This window comes from Bradyrhizobium sp. (genome assembly GCF_035484855.1).
Lineage (GTDB): Bacteria > Pseudomonadota > Alphaproteobacteria > Rhizobiales > Xanthobacteraceae > Bradyrhizobium.
Map to the genome: position 1 here is coordinate 1 of NZ_DATHOP010000192.1, position 17,685 is coordinate 17,685.

At 63.5% G+C, this 17,685-nt stretch carries 12 protein-coding genes; 2 read left to right on the forward strand and 10 right to left on the reverse strand.

Annotated features, from left to right (window positions below; all coding sequences use genetic code 11):
* The 10 genes from VK804_RS21815 to VK804_RS21860 form a co-directional block, all read right to left on the reverse strand.
* Positions 1–634, reverse strand: a 634-nt coding sequence (locus VK804_RS21815) for a CoA transferase (RefSeq protein WP_325374090.1), incomplete at its 3' end; no start/stop codon positions are given.
* A gap of 222 nt (positions 635–856) precedes the next feature.
* Complete coding sequence (gene putA, locus VK804_RS21820; RefSeq protein ID WP_325374091.1) at positions 857–3,940, reverse strand: bifunctional proline dehydrogenase/L-glutamate gamma-semialdehyde dehydrogenase PutA; 3,084 nt, start codon at positions 3,938–3,940, stop codon at positions 857–859.
* A 267-nt stretch (positions 3,941–4,207) separates the two neighbouring features.
* Positions 4,208–4,408, reverse strand: a complete 201-nt coding sequence (locus tag VK804_RS21825) for a cold-shock protein (RefSeq protein ID WP_079600225.1) — start codon at positions 4,406–4,408, stop codon at positions 4,208–4,210.
* 223 nt (positions 4,409–4,631) lie between these two features.
* Positions 4,632–7,355, reverse strand: a complete 2,724-nt coding sequence (locus tag VK804_RS21830; protein WP_325374094.1) for a bifunctional diguanylate cyclase/phosphodiesterase — start codon at positions 7,353–7,355, stop codon at positions 4,632–4,634.
* 144 nt (positions 7,356–7,499) lie between these two features.
* Entirely contained in the window at positions 7,500–8,660 is a 1,161-nt protein-coding gene (locus VK804_RS21835; RefSeq protein ID WP_325374095.1) for an OpgC domain-containing protein, read from the reverse strand.
* 163 nt (positions 8,661–8,823) lie between these two features.
* Positions 8,824–10,593 carry an adenylate/guanylate cyclase domain-containing protein gene (locus VK804_RS21840; RefSeq protein WP_325374096.1) on the reverse strand — a complete coding sequence of 590 codons (1,770 nt, stop codon included), beginning with the start codon at positions 10,591–10,593 and terminating at the stop codon, positions 8,824–8,826.
* A 192-nt stretch (positions 10,594–10,785) separates the two neighbouring features.
* On the reverse strand, positions 10,786–11,115 hold the full coding sequence (locus VK804_RS21845; RefSeq protein ID WP_414642830.1) for a cytochrome c: 330 nt from the start codon (positions 11,113–11,115) through the stop codon (positions 10,786–10,788).
* A 5-nt stretch (positions 11,116–11,120) separates the two neighbouring features.
* Positions 11,121–12,320 carry a molybdopterin-dependent oxidoreductase gene (locus VK804_RS21850; RefSeq protein ID WP_325374099.1) on the reverse strand — a complete coding sequence of 400 codons (1,200 nt, stop codon included), beginning with the start codon at positions 12,318–12,320 and terminating at the stop codon, positions 11,121–11,123.
* Positions 12,321–12,541: 221 nt separating this feature from the next.
* On the reverse strand, positions 12,542–12,808 hold the full coding sequence (locus tag VK804_RS21855) for a hypothetical protein (protein WP_325374100.1): 267 nt from the start codon (positions 12,806–12,808) through the stop codon (positions 12,542–12,544).
* A gap of 181 nt (positions 12,809–12,989) precedes the next feature.
* Complete coding sequence (locus VK804_RS21860) at positions 12,990–14,720, reverse strand: adenylate/guanylate cyclase domain-containing protein (RefSeq protein ID WP_325374102.1); 1,731 nt, start codon at positions 14,718–14,720, stop codon at positions 12,990–12,992.
* A gap of 237 nt (positions 14,721–14,957) precedes the next feature.
* Between VK804_RS21860 and VK804_RS21865 the strand changes: the two genes are divergently transcribed.
* Together VK804_RS21865 and VK804_RS21870 are read left to right on the forward strand one after the other, a co-directional pair.
* Positions 14,958–16,604, forward strand: a complete 1,647-nt coding sequence (locus VK804_RS21865) for a glycosyltransferase family 39 protein (protein ID WP_325374106.1) — start codon at positions 14,958–14,960, stop codon at positions 16,602–16,604.
* Positions 16,605–16,609: 5 nt separating this feature from the next.
* Positions 16,610–17,590: a tripartite tricarboxylate transporter substrate binding protein gene (locus VK804_RS21870; protein ID WP_325374104.1), complete on the forward strand. Its 981-nt coding sequence runs from the start codon at positions 16,610–16,612 to the stop codon at positions 17,588–17,590.
* Positions 17,591–17,685: the final 95 nt, after the last annotated feature.

Here is a 17,685-nt window from a genome sequence, read left to right on the forward strand (position 1 = left end):
AGATGCCATTGGCCATCAGGCTCGAACTGACATGGGAACCCTTGCCGGTCTGCATGCGCTTGTAGAGCGCGGTGACGATGGCACCATACAGCGCCATGGCGCAGGGATGGTCGCCCATGCCGGCGACCGAGCGCGCCGGCGTGGTGTCGGTGTCGGCGCGGACCAGGTCCATCAGGCCCGAGCGCGCCCAATAGGCATTGCTGTCGAAGCCGGGCTTGTTGGCCTCTTCGCCCTTTTCGCCGTAGCCGGTGAACGACGCATAGATCAGCCGCGGATTGAGCGGCGCCAGTTCCTCATAGGTGATCCCCAGCCGCTGCCGCACGCCGGGCGGAAAGTTGGTGATGAAGACGTCGGCCTCGGCGGCGAGCCGATACAGCACCGCCTTGCCCTCCGGCTTGCCGAGGTGGAGCGCCAGGCTCTTCTTGTTGCGCGACTCCAGCATCCACGCGAAATTGTGGGCGCTCGCCGGATAGCCCGGCAGGCTCGTCAAATTGCGATAGGGATCGCCCGTCACCGGCGGTTCGATCTTGATCACGTCGGCGCCGAAATCCGACAGCACGGTCGCAGCCGCGGGCGCTGCGATGAAGCTCGCGCAGTCCAGAACCTTGAGGCCCTCGAAGATGCCCTTTTCCATGGTGGCAGTCGCTCCCGGCATGTCTTGTGGGTTTTTATTCCGCGTTGTGGAATCGCTGTTTCGGCAGCGGATTTGAACGGGTGCATTTGACCGATGTTGGCGGCGGGATGCAACGGCAGATTCACCATCATTGCGAGCGCCAGCGAAGCAATCCATTGCGCGGCAAGAGCAAGTATGGATTGCTTCGTCGCAAGCGCTCCTCGCAATGACGAAAGGGCCATCTCACTCCGTATCAGACAATAACGTCGCGTTGCCGCCGGCCGCGGCGGTGTTGATGGTCACGGTCTGTTCGGTCGCGAATCGCGCCAGATAATGCGGGCCGCCGGCCTTCGGCCCGGTTCCCGACAAGCCAAAGCCGCCGAACGGCTGCACGCCGACCACGGCTCCGATCATGTTGCGGTTGACATAGACATTGCCGACGGCGAGCCGGTCGATCACCGCCTCGATCCGGTCGTCGATGCGGGAGTGAATGCCGAGCGTCAATCCGTAGCCGGATCGTTCGATCGATTGCAGCACGCGATCGAGGCCGTCGGCGGGGTAGCGCACCACATGCAGCACGGGGCCGAACACTTCCTCGCTCAATTCTGACGCGTCTGCCAATTCGAAGATATGCGGCGCGACGTAGTTGCCAGCAGGCGCGCTGCCAGCGAAATGCACGCGGGCCTCGCGCTTCATCCGCGCGATATGCGCTTCCAGCCGCTGCTTCGCTTCAGTGTCGATCACCGGTCCGATCTGGGTCGCGATCTCGCAGGGGTCGCCGATCGAAAGCTCGCGCGCCGCGCCTGCGATCATCTCGATCATGCGATCGGCGACGTCGTCCTGGACGAACAACAGCCGCAGCGCCGAGCAGCGCTGGCCGGCGGAGCGAAACGCCGAGGTGACGACATCGTCGGCGACCTGCTCCGGCAACGCGGTCGCATCCACGATCATGGCATTGATGCCGCCGGTCTCGGCGATCAGCGGCACGATCGGACCGTCCTTGGCGGCAAGCGCCCGGTTGATGATCCGCGCGACTTCGGTCGAGCCGGTGAAGACGACGCCGGCGATATCGGCATGCGCCGTCAGCGCCGCGCCGATGCCGCCGTCGCCGGGTAGCAGATGCAGCGCGGATGCCGGGACACCGGCCTCCTGCAGCAGGCGAACGGCCTCGGCGGCGATCAGCGGCGTCTGTTCGGCCGGTTTTGCCACCACCGCATTGCCGGCCATCAGCGCCGCCGTCACCTGGCCGGTAAAAATCGCCAGCGGAAAATTCCACGGCGAGATCGCGGCGAACACGCCGCGGCCGCGCAGCCGCAGGGCGTTGCTCTCGCCGGTAGGGCCGGGCAGCGCCTGGTCCGCGCCGAACAGCCTTCGTCCCTGGGCGGCATAGTAGCGGCAGAAATCGATCGTCTCGCGGACTTCCGAGACCCCGTCATCGAGCGTCTTGCCGCCCTCGCGCTGCAACAGCGCGATGAAATGCGCGCGCCGCTGCTCCAGCAGGTCTGCCGCACGCTGCAGGATTTCCGCGCGCGTCGCGGCGGGGGTTCGGCTCCAGGACAAAAATCCTTCGCGCGCGGCGGTGACGGCCTCGTTCGCCTGCTCCGGTGTTGGATCGACGACGCTGCCGACCGGCGTTGTCAGGTCGATCGGGCTGACGAGTGGTCGCGCCACGCCTGCCGCCATCCGGCCATTGATCAGCGGTGCCGCTGCGACAGGCATGGTTTCCGCCGCCATCGCGGCAAGCAGTTTGTTCAATGCCGCTCGTTCGCCGAATTCGATGCCGCGCGAATTTAGCCGTTGCGGTTGATAGAGATCGCGTGGCAGCGGAATCTTCGGATGCCGCGCGCCCGCGGGCGTACCGATGATTTCCGCAGGGCGCCGCAGCAGCGTCGCTACCGGCACCGAATCGTCCGCCGCGATCGCCACGAACGACGAATTGGCGCCGTTCTCCAGCAGACGCCGCACCAGATAGGCCAGCAGATCGCGATGACTGCCGACCGGCGCGTAGGTCCGATAGGCCAATCCGGGACGATCCTCACTCAGTTGTTCGTATAGCGCTTCGCCCATGCCATGCAGGCGCTGGAATTCGAACCCGCTTTCGGCGCCTGCCAGTTCGAGCACGGTTGCCACCGTCAGCGCGTTGTGGGTGGCGAATTGCGGGAAAATCCGCGGCCGCAGCGCCATCAGCTTTTGTGCGCAGGCGATGTAGTTCAGGTCGGTCATCGCCTTGCGCGTGAACACCGGATAATCGTCCAGGCCGCGTTCCTGCGCGCGCTTGATCTCGCTGTCCCAATAGGCGCCTTTCACCAGCCGGACCATCATCCGCCGGTTCAGTGCTCGCGCCAACCCTTCAACGTAGTCGATCGCGGCTTCGGCGCGCTTCTGGTAGGCCTGGATCGCCAGCCCAAAGCCGTCCCAGCCTTGCAGCGAGGCGTGGCTGAAAGCTGCCGCCATCACCTCCAGTGACAATTCCAGCCGATCCGCTTCCTCGGCGTCGACGGTGAAGTTCAGGTCGTAGGCCCTGGCGCGGCGCGCCAGATCGATCAGCCGCGGCACCAGTTCCGCCATCACCCGTGCTCGGCTCAACGCCTCGAAACGCGGATGCAGCGCGGAGAGCTTTACCGATATGCCGGGCCGGTCGGGCAGCGGCTTGTCGCCGGCGGTGCGGCCTATCGCCTCGATCGCGCTGGCATAGGAATTGAAATAGCGCCCGGCATCTTCAGCGGTGCGCGCGCCCTCGCCGAGCATGTCGAAGGAATAGCGCAGCGCGCCCGCCGCTTGCGCCCGCGCCAGCGCGGCGTCGATGGTTTCGCCCAGCACGAAATGGCTGCCCATCAGCCGCATCGCCTGCCGCGTGGCGGCGCGCACCGCGGGCAGGCCGATCCGTTTGGTCAATCGCCCGAGGGTGCCTTGCGGGGTCTCGCCGGGCTGAATCACCCGCGCCGACATCCCGAGCGCCCACGCCGACGCATTGACCAGGAAGGCGCTGGATTTGGTCTCGTGATGAACGAAGTCGCCCTGGCCGAGCTTGTCCTCGATGAAGCGGTCGGCGGTGCGGCTATCCGGCACCCGCAGCAGCGCCTCCGCGAGCACCATCAGCGCCAGGCCCTCCCTGGTGGAAAGCGCGAACTCGCGCAGCATGTCCTCCACCCCGCCGAGGCGGTCGTCGTGGGCGCGAATGGCCTCGATCAGCCGCGTCGCGGTGCGATTGATCCGACCGTCCTGCGCCGCGCTGAGATCGGCTGTTTTCAGCAGCCGCTCGGCAATGGCGCCATCGTCGGGTGCGTAAGCCGCGGTAAACGACGGAGGGGGCGAGGAATCGGGCATCTTGGCATGTCCCAGATTCTCTTATTCTATCACGCAGCCGACTGCCGTGCCGCGAAACCGCCGCGACGATGAACCTGCGGGTTTCCTGGATTGAAGCGGGCGGCCGACGGGCCGGCGGAAAGGCAGGCGCCGCCGGAGCCAATACGTTGGCCACGACAACGCCAATGCGCGCAAGAGCACCAGCCGCTCCCGCCCGCTCGCTGATTTTGAGATTTTAGGAAAGCTCCACTCCCGGATTACGTCCGAGAGGGTGCTGTTATCCGCGCCTTAAACCTTGAGGTTCTCGGCCGAGGTCTTGCCGCGATTGGCAACCTCTTCGTATTCCACCGTCTGTCCTTCGTTGAGCGTGGAAAGGCCTGCTTTCTCGACCGCCGAAATATGAACAAAAACGTCCTTGCCGCCACTCGAGGGCTGGATGAATCCAAAACCCTTGGTCGCGTTGAACCACTTCACAGTACCTTTAGCCATCGCGTCGTCTCCGCAGGATCAAAAAAGAAAAAACGGACTCCCGGCCCCGCAAACCGGCATGTCCGCCCGGCACACGATACGCGGTATAATGCAGGCTTGATAGCTTAAACCACAGCCCGATTCTGGCAAAAAACGATCATTATCAGGGCGCATTTGCGCATTTTGCGGGTTTCGGGAATATTTGACGCAGCAAAGTGGTGGCAAAACGCCGATCGTTGCAATTTTATTGAAACGGGTTCCCCCGCTGCGCCCGGCCCACGGATCCCTGCGCACGAGGTCGTGCTCCCGCCGTCTCGCGGCTGCCGCGATGCGAGAATAACAGCTGCCTGAGCACAGCGGCGGGCCTTGCCGGGCTGAAAAGATAACCCTGCATTTCGGCGCAGCCGAGGGTGCGGAGCAAATCCCGTTGCTGTTCGGTCTCCACGCCTTCCGCCGTCGTAATGATGTTGCGCGCCGCGGCGATGTTTACCACCGCCTGCACGATGCTTGATGATTCGACGATGGTGTCGACGAAGCAACGGTCGATCTTGATCTTGTCGAACGGAAATCGTTGCAGATAGCTGAGCGAAGAGTAGCCGGTGCCGAAATCGTCGAGCGCAATCCGTACGCCGGCGGCCCGGAGCTGATGCAGGATTGCGAGCGCGGCTTCATCGTCGCGAATGAGCACCGCCTCCGTGATTTCCAACTCCAGCCGGCTGGCCGGAAGACCGGACGCTGCAAGTGCCGCGACGACCTTGAGCGCAAAGGTGTCGTCCTTGAACTGGATCGGCGAGACGTTGACCGCGAGCTTGATGTCGTCGGGCCAGGTCGCGGCCTCGGCGCAGGCCGTCGCAAGCACCCACGTGCCCAACTCGCTTATCAGGCCGGTTTCTTCTGCGACGGGGATGAACTCGGAGGGCGGGATCATGCCGCGCTCCGGATGCCGCCAGCGCAGCAGGGCTTCGCATCCCGTGATCCTGTCATCCCGAAGATCGAGGGAAGGCTGGTAATGCACCTCCAGCGCGCCCGCTGCGATCGCCTGACGCAGATCCATCTCCAGGACACGGCGCGCCCTCACGCGCGCGTCCATCTCCGGCTCGAAGAACCGATAGGTCCGGCGTCCCGCGGTCTTGGCGGCATACATGGCGAGATCCGCGTTCTTCAGCAACTGGTCCAGATCGCCGCCATGCTGCGGTGCCAGCGCAATGCCGACGCTGGCGTCGGTGGAGACCTGGTGGCCGAGGCACTCATAGGGCTCGCGGATGGCGTGGTAGATTCGCGTCACCAGGTCAACGACATCCTGCCGGTCCTTGACAGCGGTTTGAACGACGGCAAATTCGTCGCCGCCCAGTCGAGCGACGAAATCCGACTCCGTGACACAACGGCCAAGGCTTGCAGCCACGGATTTCAGCAGTTCGTCGCCGATCAGATGGCCCAGCGTATCGTTGACGCTTTTGAACTCATCAATGTCGATATAGAACACGGCCAGTTGCTCGCCCTCACGCATCCGCGCGAGCTCGCGTCCGAGTTTTTCCTGGAACAGCGTACGGTTCGGCAGATCGGTCAGCGCGTCGTAATGCGCAAGGTGCGTGATGCGCTCCTCGGCGCGCCGGCGCTCGGTGATGTCCTCCAACGTCGCTACCCAGCCCCCCTGGGATAGTGGCCGGTACATGACCCGGATCGAGCCACCGTCTGCCGCATCCAGAATCGTTTGAAATATCTCACCTTGGGTCATCTTCTGGGCGAGAGCGGAGCAATACTGATCGACGTCGCCGCTGAACGACCCGGTATCCTTGCGATGCTGAAGCAGTTCGTGAATCGTACAACCTGGCTTCACCACATCGGTCGATACGCCAAACATCTCGACATAGCGCTGGTTGCAAACCACCAGCCGCTGCGACGAATCGAACAGCAGCAGGCCCTGTGTCATGTTGTCGAGCGCGGTGTCGAGGCGCTGCTTTTCCAGTTGATGCTGCTGCAGCAGCTTTCGAACAATGAGGGACAGGATCCCGATGATGATGAGCACCGATAGCCCGGCGCCGCCGATCAGGAATTGCGTTTGTTGCTGCCAGGCGGCCAGGGCCGCCGCCACGGTTGTCGTCGCGGCTATCGAGATCGGAAAATTGCTCAAGGCGCGGATCGAGGCCAATCGGTCGACGCCGTCGAGCGAACCGGTCAGACGCATCGTCCCGTGACTCGACTTCGATAAGATCTGCTGCAGCGGACCGTCACCGAAATTTCGTCCGATCATGTCTTCAACGTGAGGATAGCGGGCCAGCAGCGTTCCATCGCGATGGTACATGGAAATAGCCGCGTTTTCCCCGAGCACGACGGATGCGAAGAATTTTTCGAAGCTGGCCGGCGTGATCGCCCTCGTGACAAGCCCCAGGAATTCGCCCTCCGGACCCGTCACCGGCTGAGAGATGACGGTCGCCCAGCCCCCCTCGCCGAGGCGGCTCGGCACCAGTTCGACCAGAACCGGTCGCGCCGCGAAACCTGATTTGAAGGCCCTGAAGTAGGCTCGATCGGCGATCGTGATTGGCAGAACCGGCCACGCTTCCGACGAATTGATCAACGTCCCCTCTGCATCGAAGACATTGACGCCGGCGAAGTCCGAATATCCTGCGACCCTGGCTCTCAGCATCTCGTGCCATTCGGGGGTGGCCATCTGCCGCCTGAAGACCTCGGCCGAGCTTGTACCGCTTCGCTCGACCTGCGCAACGACGTCTTTCTGGATGACGGTGAAGTCGTCGAGTTGCTGGTCGAAGTGACGGGCAAGCAGCAGCACGGTGTTTTCCAGCTCGCGTTCGCTGCTTTGCAGCGCGCGCTCGCGAAAATTGTCTACCGTGACAACGGTCCCGATCGCGATCGCGGCGATCAGCAGCGCCCCGCACAGGAACAGCCAGCGGATCGGACCATCCGAAACCAGTGATTTGAGATCGAACAGGGAGTTTCCGCTGGCCTTCATTCGGTCCTCGACCCACGCCGGGGGCGGATCTTCGCCAGGCGCGGAGCGCGAGGGTATATCGCGCGAATGGAAGTGTGGTTACGAAGTCAGGTTAACGAACGGTTACCGTGCGTTTCGGCGCCGGAGAGCCAATTCGCGCGAAAGCTAGAAATGCGCGTCGATGGATGCCATGCGGTGGCGGATTTGCGACGGGTCGTCCTGCTGGCGGGACCACGACAGGTAGTAGGCGACCAGGGTGAGGAGAGCGATGCCGGCCGCGCTGACGAGGACCTGCGCCAGCAGGGAACCCGAACTCAACATCAGCGCGAAATGACCGACAAACGAGAGGAACACGCCGAAGCAAAACACGGCAATCGACTGCTGGCCGCATACGATCAACGGCTGGAGGATTTTCCACCTCAGTCCGGGCCAGTCCTTCGATACGTATCGCGTCACGATCAGCGTCGCGAAGATCAAATGCACGACGCGATACGGCGCGAGATTCATCCTGTCATTGGGGTTGAAGGCGTCGACCAGCGATGCCGGAAACAGGCTTGCGAATTGCGGAAAGCGGCCGGCCATTGTCATCGCCAGCGCAAAGACCAGATAGGCGATACCGAGATGGAACAGGGCCGGAAGCTTGATAAACGCGCGGCACTTTTCCGTTCCGCCAAGCGCGAGCCAGGCGCCGAACACAAACAGCAATTGCCAGCAAAACGGATTGAAGTACCAGTCGCCGTCGGGAAACGACCGCAGGTTCCAGTCGAACGCGTGCGCGGCAAGATACAGTGCAATGGAGCCGCCCATCGCGAGGTCGGGTTTGCGCAGCATCGTCCACAGCACCGGCGGAAAAAACGCCATCAGGATGATGTAGAGCTGCAGGATGTCGAGGTTGAGCGGCCTCGATCGCAGCAGCAGCCCGTAGGCCAATGTCCGGATCGGGTGGTCGACGAGGCCGGTGACGTTGAATTCGTAGATGATGTCGGGAGCGGCAAATCGTCCTGCCACGTCGGCGATCGTCACGATGTAGATCACGAACAGGATGATGTAGGCGACGTAGAGCTGCCACACCCGCTTGAAGATCCGGGTTGCCCCGACGACGAAGCCCCGCTCCATCGTCATCTTGGCGTAGACGATACCGGCGGCATAGCCGGATATGAAGATGAACATGTCAGCGGCGCCGCTGAACCCGAAGTTTCGAAGGGTGATCCAATTCACGACGTTGTTGGGAATGTGGTCGAGGAAGATGAACCAGTTCGCGATCCCGCGAAACAGGTCGATCCTGACGTCGCGTCCCTGCGCCTCGACCAGTATTTTGATGTCCATGAAGGCGGTTTCGTGCTGCGGAATCCGTTGGGGTCGCGCGAATCAGGCACGCGAAAGCCAGAAACCGTAGTGCAGATACGCCTGCGATCCCAATCGACTTTGCGTGAATGGAACGAGGACTGCGAGGGCAGAGGTCAAAGGCCGGACCTTGAGGGCTCGCAAACTAGGCCGGCAAGCCTGCCTCGCGAAGCGCAGCCGCCATCCGGTCGCGCTCACCCACCAAGCGGACAGGGAAGGCTTCTGCCGCATGAGAGACGCGAAAGTCGGGGTGCAGCCCCAGGAGTTGCGCCGCGGCCTGCCTGGCCTCGGCCTCTCGTCCGCCCGGAACGGCGTTTACGATAAATGCGCCAAGCGTATGCGCGTTCGCCGAAAACTGGATCGCTTTGCTCGCCGCCGCACACCCCTCGTCGTAGCGATGCAGCTGAAACAACGCGAATGAACTGCCGTTCCAGGCGCCAACCCGCAACGGATCGAGGGGACTGAGCCGGATCATCCGGTCAAAGCCTTCGACGGCGCGTTCGGCCTCCCCGCACATCAGCGCTACCCACCCCAGCGAATACCAGGCGACGGCAAGATTGGGATTCAGCGCGACGGCCTGTTCGACCATCGAGGCGCCGCGATCATATTCGTGTCCGAGATAGGTCAGGACGTGACCCGACCTCGCAAGCGTGAAAGCGTCGTCGCTCGCCACCTTCGATCCCAGATGAGCGAGCCGAAGGGCCTCGGTTCGCGCTTCGGCGCCAAGCGGCACGCCGCTGACTCCCTGTTCCAGCATCAAGGTCAATGCAGCCATGGCGTATGCGGGGCCATATGCCGGGTCCCGCTCGGAAGCCTTTCTGAACATTTCACGTGCCGCGGCCAGCGACCCCCGCCTGTTCGCCAACGCCATGCCGCGCAAATAGAAATCATAGCTGTCGAGCCTGTCGGTCGGCTTTTGCCGGGCCCGCTCGATCTCCGCTTGTTCGAGCGTCGGCGCAATCAGCCCGACCACGCTCGCGGTGACCTGGTCCTGCAGGCCGAATACGTCCTCGAGCGCACCGTCGAATTTGTCCGCCCACAAATGCCGTCCGGTCGCGGCCTCGATCAGCTGGCCGGTGATGCGAACCCGATTGCCGGCCTTCCTGACGCTGCCTTCGAGCACATAACGCACGCCGAGATCGCGTCCGACCTGCTTGATATCGACGGCTTTGCCCTTGTAGGTGAAGCTCGAATTGCGGGCGATCACGAACAGCGACTTGAAGCGCGACAGCGCGGTGATGATGTCCTCGACCATGCCGTCGGCGAAATACTCCTGCTCCGGATCGCCGGACATGTTCTGGAACGGCAGCACCGCGATCGAGGGCTTGTCGGGCACCGGCAGCGGCTGGCCCGCCGGGGCGACGCCGGGTTTCGCCAGAGCGACGGCGTCGGCGATCTGGATTCGCCACGCGCGCATCGGTTCGGCGATGTTCTTCAGCGTTTGCAGCCCCATGTCTTCGCAGGCGATATCGATCTTGCCGCGGATCTGACGCCGGGCGTCGTCGGACAGGCAGACGCCGCCGGCCTCGGCAATTCCCTCCACTCTGGCGGCGATGTTGACGCCGTCGCCGAAGATATCGTTGTCGTCAAAGATGATATCGCCGACATGAATGCCGATGCGGAATTCGATCCGCCTGTCCGGCGCGATATCGGCGTTCTGTTCGGCCATCGCGCGCTGGATCTCGACCGCGCAGCGCGACCCGTCCACGACGCTCGCGAACTCGGCGAGCAACCCGTCGCCGGTGGTCTTGACGATGCGCCCGTGATGGGCGGCAATCTGGGGATCGACAATGTCCTTCCGGACCGCCTTGAGCTGCGCCAGCGTGCTTTCCTCGCTGGCGCCCATCAGGCGGCTGTAGCCGGCGACATCCGCCGCCAGGATTGCTGCAAGTCGCCGTTCCACGCGCTTGTTCAAGACCGTTCCAACCCGGCACATCGACTGATGATGCCAGTATAGCGGCCCGATCTCAGGCCATGTCAAATTTTGCAATCGGTTCGACGGTGGAGTGCGCACGGATTACAAACCCGCGCGGCAGGGTTTCACGATGTTGCCGAGGTCCACGGAACCGGCCGCAAGCGCGGCGAGCGCCGCAACTCACGCCGCCCCTCAATAGGTCGCTGCGAGATATTCGACGATCTTCGGCACGTCGGCATCCGCGATCGGCGCCCCGTAGAGCTTGATCATCTTGGTCACCTCGGCCTGCCAGAAATCCTTCTTGTATTTCGGCCCCCGCGGCTGGGTCTGGATGTAGTCGGCGGAGTGGCAACCGGTGCAGTTGGTTTGCACCGTGTCGAGATTGGGGCCCGGCCTGAAGGCCGCGGTTTCCTCAGGCAGCGCATAGGAAATCGAAGCCGCGCCGACCGAACCGAAACCCGGAACTGCGATGGCAGCCGCAGCCAGCAGGGACGCAACGACGAACCAGCGGGTCATGATCATTCTCCTCACGCCGCGGTGACGCGAACGGTTTCGACGACGTTGCGCATATAGCCCGCCGGATTCCACGAGGGTTCGCCCGGCTGGGTGTCGCCGGCATTGTTGGTGGCGCGTACCTTGAGTTCGTGATCGCCGGCGGCAAGCTTGACCTTCAGCTTCCATTCGCGGAACGAATATTTGCCGAGATCCTTGCCGAGTTTCGCCTGTGTCCAGGTCTTGCCGCCGTCGATCGTAACGGCGACTTCCTTGATACCCTTGCCGCCGTCGAAGGCGATGCCCTTCAGCGTCAGCCCGCCCGACTTCAATTTGGCGCCGTCGGCGACGCTGGTGATGAAGGAGCGGACGTTATAGCGGTTGATCGGGATCGTCGCCTTCGGCGCGGTGCCCGGCTCGACGCAGGCGCATGGCGTGTCCGGAATCCGGTAGGCGGTCTTCATCCAGAAGCCGTCGAACACGCTGTCGATCACGGTGATTTCGTTGAGGTGCTTGACCCAATAGGTGCCGTAATAGCCGGGCACGACTAGCCGCAGCGGAAAGCCGTTGAGGAACGGCAAGTCGTCGCCATTCATGCCGTAGGCCAGCATCACCTCGCCGTCGCGCGCGTGGTCGATATCGAGCGCCTTGACGAAATCCGGCGTGGTGTCCATTACCGGCCCGTCCATGCCGTTGAACGTGACCTGTTTGGCGCTGCCCTGCACGCCGGCCTTGTCGAGCAGGGTCTTCAGCGGCACGCCGCGCCAGCGCGCATTGCCCATCGCGCCGTTCGCCAATTGCCCGCCGGCGACGCGCGGATTGAAGAATCCGCGGCTGTTGCCCGAGCATTGATTGACGGCCACCAACTCGACCGCGGGAAGTTTTCTGATGTCCTTCAGCGAAAGTTTCAGCGGATTGTCGACCTTACCCTTGATCTCGAGGGTGAATTTGTCGGGATCGATATCGAGCGGGACGCCGGCCAGATGATAGCGGACGAAGAAGGCGTTGTTCGGCGTGATCGGGCCGTCATTGAAGATCGAGAATGACGTCTCAAGTTGCGGCGGCCGGCTGGTCAGCCCGATCATCGGGCGCTTCTGCGGATATCTCACCAGCGGCCGTTCGCCATTGTCGAACGGCAGCGTCACGGTATCGAGCGCGAACGCTCTTGTCGAACCAAACCCCGTGGCGAGCGCTGCCATACCGGCGCGCCGCATCAATTCCCGTCTGTCGAGCATCGCGCTTCCTCCGAAGCTTGTTCTTGCCGAGGCCGGTCTCCACCGACTCGGGCGAGGAGTGTCCGCAGCGGCATTGCTTAAGTCAATTCATGCTTTCGGCGCGGGGGTTGCGTTGCAGCAATCCGAAGGTGCTGTTCGCTCGCGTTCGCTGCGATAAAAATCAAAACCCCGGCCGCGCGACGCGACCGGGGCTTGTTGACCTGAGGGAACCTCAGGTTCGATCAGTATCCGCAGATGTTGATGGTGCGCAGGCGATAGCCGAACGGGGTCAGCACCGGACGCGTCACATAGCAGCTGTCGTCGGCATAGCCGGCGCCGACCACGTCGACGCCGAAGCCGCCGAGGTGATGAAAGCCACCGAAGCCGTGACCAAAGCCGTGACCGAAGCCGCCGAAGCCGAATCCGTGCGCCGAAGCGGCCGTGGGAGCCAGCGCCATGGCGCCGAGGGAAGCTGCGGCAACCAGTACAAGAGTGAGTTTGCGTAACATGATCGTTCTCCTTCAATGATGCGCGCGCGGCGCGGGTTATGGTCTTTCAGCGGGTTGTAGTCTTTCTTGCCCAACGCCCATCAGTCGCGTCCTCGCTTGGCGCGGTTCGTTGGGTTCGCCGGCAATTTCATGAATGAACGTTCAGGTGTGTGATAGGTCACACAACGATGTCGCGCAGCTGTCAGGCTGCAACCACATCCACGTCGTCAACCAGTGTGGCCAGCGTCGATGCGCGGCCGACCGAGCGGACCATCATCGGCTCACTGCGCCCGCGGATCGTGACTTGGTGCTGCGGCAAGGCGTCGGCCGAAAGCCCTGCGGTAGCGTGAACTTCCTCCGAGACGATCGCCTCGCAGGCCAGCGTCTTCGTCATGTCCTGCAGCCGCGCCGCGACATTGACCGCGTCGCCGAGCGCGGTGAAGATCATGTGGTCGCGGTAGCCGATATCGCCGATGATCACCTCGCCGCCGTGGATGCCGATGCCGAAGCGGATCGGTTCGCGCAGGTCGTGGCTCAGGAATTGATTTAGCTCGTCGACATTGGCCGATATCATGGCCGCCGCACGCAGCGCCTGCCGGCAGGCGGTTTGCGGGCTCGTGCTCAGCCCGAACAGCGCCAGTTCGCCGTCGCCGAGGAACTGGTTGGGCTGGCCGCCGCATTGGGTCACGGCGGCCGATACAGCGCCGAGGAAGCGGTTGACGATGAAGACGGTATCGAACGGCAGCTGGTTTTCGGCAAGCTGGGTCGAGCCCCGCATGTCCACGAACATGCTGACGAGGTAGCGCTCCTGGCCGACGCGTTGCGGATGCGAGGCGTGCGCCGCCATCGCATGCGGCATGAAGAGCTGGAAGAACGACAGATCGGTCTCCGGCCTGAGCTGGCAGGCAAGACGGATCGAGGGATCGGTCGCGCCGACCCGGTTGAGCACGAAGGCCTCGCGCTGCGACGGCGATGGGAGCCCGCTGTGGTCGCCGATCACGCGAACGCGGCAGGTGGAGCAACGGGCGCGGCCGCCGCAAACGCTGGCATGCGGAATGTTGTGCCGCAGACTGGCCTCGAGCACACTGAGGCCCTTGGGGACTCGAACCGTCCGGCCGTTGCCGTAGGACAGGTTGATCATGCCGCCCCGGCGCTCGTTGATCGCGCGCGCGCCCCGCGCCAGCAGAGCGAGGCCAACCAGGCCGAGATAGAAGATCAGCAGATCATCGGCGATTTCATCGAGCACCTGCTGCTGGGCTGGTGTCCCGACCTGGGCTTGCGAAAGATTGTTCGTTCGCCACTCGGCATCGTCGCTGTCGGCGACGACGCTTCGTCCGGCCTGATAGAAGCCGAGCAGGGCCAGCGTCGGAACCAGCACCGCGGCGGCGAGCAGGAACGGGGCTGCGCGTCGGTAAAAAGCCTTCATCCGCAACCAGAAATAAAGACCGATGCAGCCGTGTGTCCAGGCAATGACCAGAACCGCCGACATCGTCCAGATCCGGTACGGCCAGACGACCCAGAACGCATAGAGTTCCTGCGGATAGTGCTTTTCATGGCCGAACAGGGCTTCGCCGACCCGCACCCCGACGATATGGGCAATGATGAGTGCCGGAATGCTCAAGCCGAGCACGAGCTGCAGCGGTTCGATCGCCCTCCAGCGAAATTGCCGGCGCTGGTAGAGCGCCCAGATCCCGAGACCGCTGTGCACGAACGCCGAGGCATAAAGCAGGATCGCCACGGGCGGAAATTGCCAGAACGCGATGTGGTAATAGATGCCGGCCGTCATCGCCTCGATCGAGATATTGCCGAGCGCGTGATTGAGGAAATGGCTGATCAGGTAGCTGAACAGCACCAGCCCGCAGGCGAAGCGGACCTGCCGGACGCCGATGCCGCGGACGAATCTTGTCAGTTGTTGCCAGGAAAATCGGGCCATGCGATCCGGACGAACGATTGTGCAAATACTAGATCGACGATAGTGGAGTTTAATTCCATCGGCGAGCATCTTTCGCGGCTTGCCCCGATCCGGCCGGGAGCGCCGCCGCCCATGTCAACACGTTGACACCTCGCGGCCAGTCGGAGAAAAGGCCTCGTGACGATTGCCGCCCCCGATGCCAGCCGCGCCAAACCGGACAGTCCAGCCTCCCGGCCATGGCTTGCCGTGGCCGTGCTGATGGCCGCGATGACGGCGTTGCGCGTGATCTACGCCTGCGTGATCGACCTGCGCACCGACGAGGCCTATTACTGGACCTGGTCCAAGGAGAACGTGCTCTCCTACCTCGACCATCCGCCAATGATCGCGTGGTTCATCCGTTTCGGCACCACGATTTTCGGCGACACCAATCTGGGCGTGCGGTTTGCCGGCATCCTCGCGATGCTGGTGACGCAGTTGCTGCTCGCCGATATCGTCCGCCGGGTGACCCATGATTTCCGCGCGGTCGTGCTCGCCCTGCTGCTGCCGGAGGCCGCCCTCTATTACGGGCTGCTGATGGCCAAGGTGTCGCCCGACATCGCGATGATCCCGTTCGCGGTGGCGATGCTGTGGGCGCTGGTCCGGCTTGCCGAAAGCGGCGACGGACGCTGGTGGCTCGCCGCCGGCGCCTTCGGCGGGCTCGCGCTGCTGTCGAAATTCACCGCCATCATGCTGCTTCCGGCGGTCGTGGCATTCATGCTGGTGCCCGCCTGGCGCCGGCGCTGGCTGTTCAGCCCGTATCCCTGGGGTGCGGCGCTGATCGCGCTGGTCGTGTTCTCGCCGGCGCTGATCTGGAACGCGGAACACGACTGGGCGACGTTCCGCTTCCAGTTTGTGCGAGCGGCGGCAACCCACGAATTGTCGTTGCGCACGCTAGGCGATTTTATCGGCCTGCAGTTCGGGCTGGTCGGCTTCATCCTGCTGCCGGTGGTTTTGTCGGGCGTGACGTTGACGGCGTGGCGGGGCTATCGCCGCGGCGATGCAGTCGCCGTTCTGCTGTCGACCGCGGTGATCGTGCCCTTCGGCTATTTTTTCCTAAAATCGCTGACCTTAAGGGTCGGCGACACCTGGCCGATGTTTTTGTGGCCGGCCGGATTTGCCGCCACCGCCATCAACGTCGCGATGCTGCCGCGCGAAGGTTTCCCCGCCTGGATGGTCAGGTCGACCATCCGCTGGGCCGACGCGGCGGTCGCCTCCGGCATCGTCTTCGTCGTTCTGGTGTTTCTCTACTACGTCGCAACCCCCTGGAATTTCATCGGCAGCATCGATCCGATCGGCGGTGAAGCGGGCTACCGGGAAGTCGCGGACCGCGCGCAGGTCGAATTGCAGAAGACCGGCGCAAGCTGGATTGCGACCACCGACTACCGGACCTATTCGATGCTGCGGTGGTATTTCAACGGCCGCGTGCCGGTGATCCAGATCAACGAGCGCGGCAGGTTTCAGGGCTTTCGCGATCCGGGCATGGATTTGGTCAGAGGTCATACCGGGCTCTATGTCGGACGCGAGCCCGACAACATCAGCCCGCTATGGGCGTCGACCACGGCGGTGCGGGAGCCGCTGGAACGGGTCGATCGCAGCTGGCGCGGCATGGTGATGGATACGTATGCGCTGGAAAAGCTGACCGGCTGGACGCCGGAGCTATCGCCGCCAAAGGATTCGCCGCTCTATCAATGGCGTGTGCTGGCGGGGGATGTTGTGCAGCCGTTGCGCCTCGTGGCCAGAGAAACGTCATTCCGGGGCGCGCGAAGCGCGAACCCGGAATCTCGAGATTCCGGGTCTGGTCCCATCGGGCCGCGCTTCGCGCGGACCCGCTCGGACCATCCCGGAATGACTGGATTGACCGGGTGAGCATCATGAGCGCCAACGTTCGTATCACTGCTCTGGCGATCTCACTTATCGCACTCGCCTTGCCGGCCACCGCCGCCGACTATCCCGACCACACCATCAAGATGATCGTGCCGTTCGCCGCCGGCGGCGGCACCGACGTGCTGGCGCGCATCATCGCGCAAAACCTCAGCAGCAGATGGGGCCAGCCGGTGGTGGTGGAAAACCAGCCGGGCGCCTCGGGCGCGATCGGCACGCGCGCAGCGATGAAGGCTGAGCCCGACGGCTACACGCTGTTGATGGCGTCGACCGGCGCACTGATGACGGTAGCCGCCGGTGCCGACGGCGACGGTCCGTTCGATGTCAACAAGGTACTCTCGCCGATCGTGATCGCCGCGGCGCCGCCCTATCTGCTGGTGGTCAGGCCGACCTTGCCGGTCAACACGACGGCCGATCTGATCCGGCTGGCGAAGGAAAAGCCGGGGGAGCTGACATTCGGCTCGTCCGGCGTCGGCGCCGCGTCGCATCTTTCCGGGCTGCTGTTTGGCAGCGAAACCGGGACCAGGATGCTGCACGTGCCCTACAAGGGCACCGGCCCCGCGGTGACCGATCTCTTGGGCGGGCGCATCGACGTGATGTTCGCGCCGGGACCGGTGGTGCAACCGTTCGTGCAGTCTGGCCAGTTGAAGGCCCTGGGGGTGACCGACACGCAACGATCCAAGTTCTATCCGCAGGTGCCCACTGTGGCGGATGCGGTCCCGGGCTACGAGTCGGTCGGCTGGTTCGGCCTGCTGGCGCCGCCGAACACGCCGCCTGCGATCGTCAAAGAGCTCAACGCGGTCATCGTCGCCGCGATGGCGACACAGGAATTCCGCGATCACCTGGCGACGCTCGGCGCCGAGCCGAAGCCGCAAACGCCGGAAGAATTCGGCCGCTACATCAATGCCGACGTTGCCAAATGGAGCAAGCTCGTGAAGGACAATGACGTGCAATTACCTGGAGGAAAGTGAAATATGCGTCTTGCAACTTTTGCCGATCAGTCGGCGACGCCGCGTTTCGGCATTGTCCGCGGCGATGACATCGTCGACGTCGTCGCCGCTGCGAA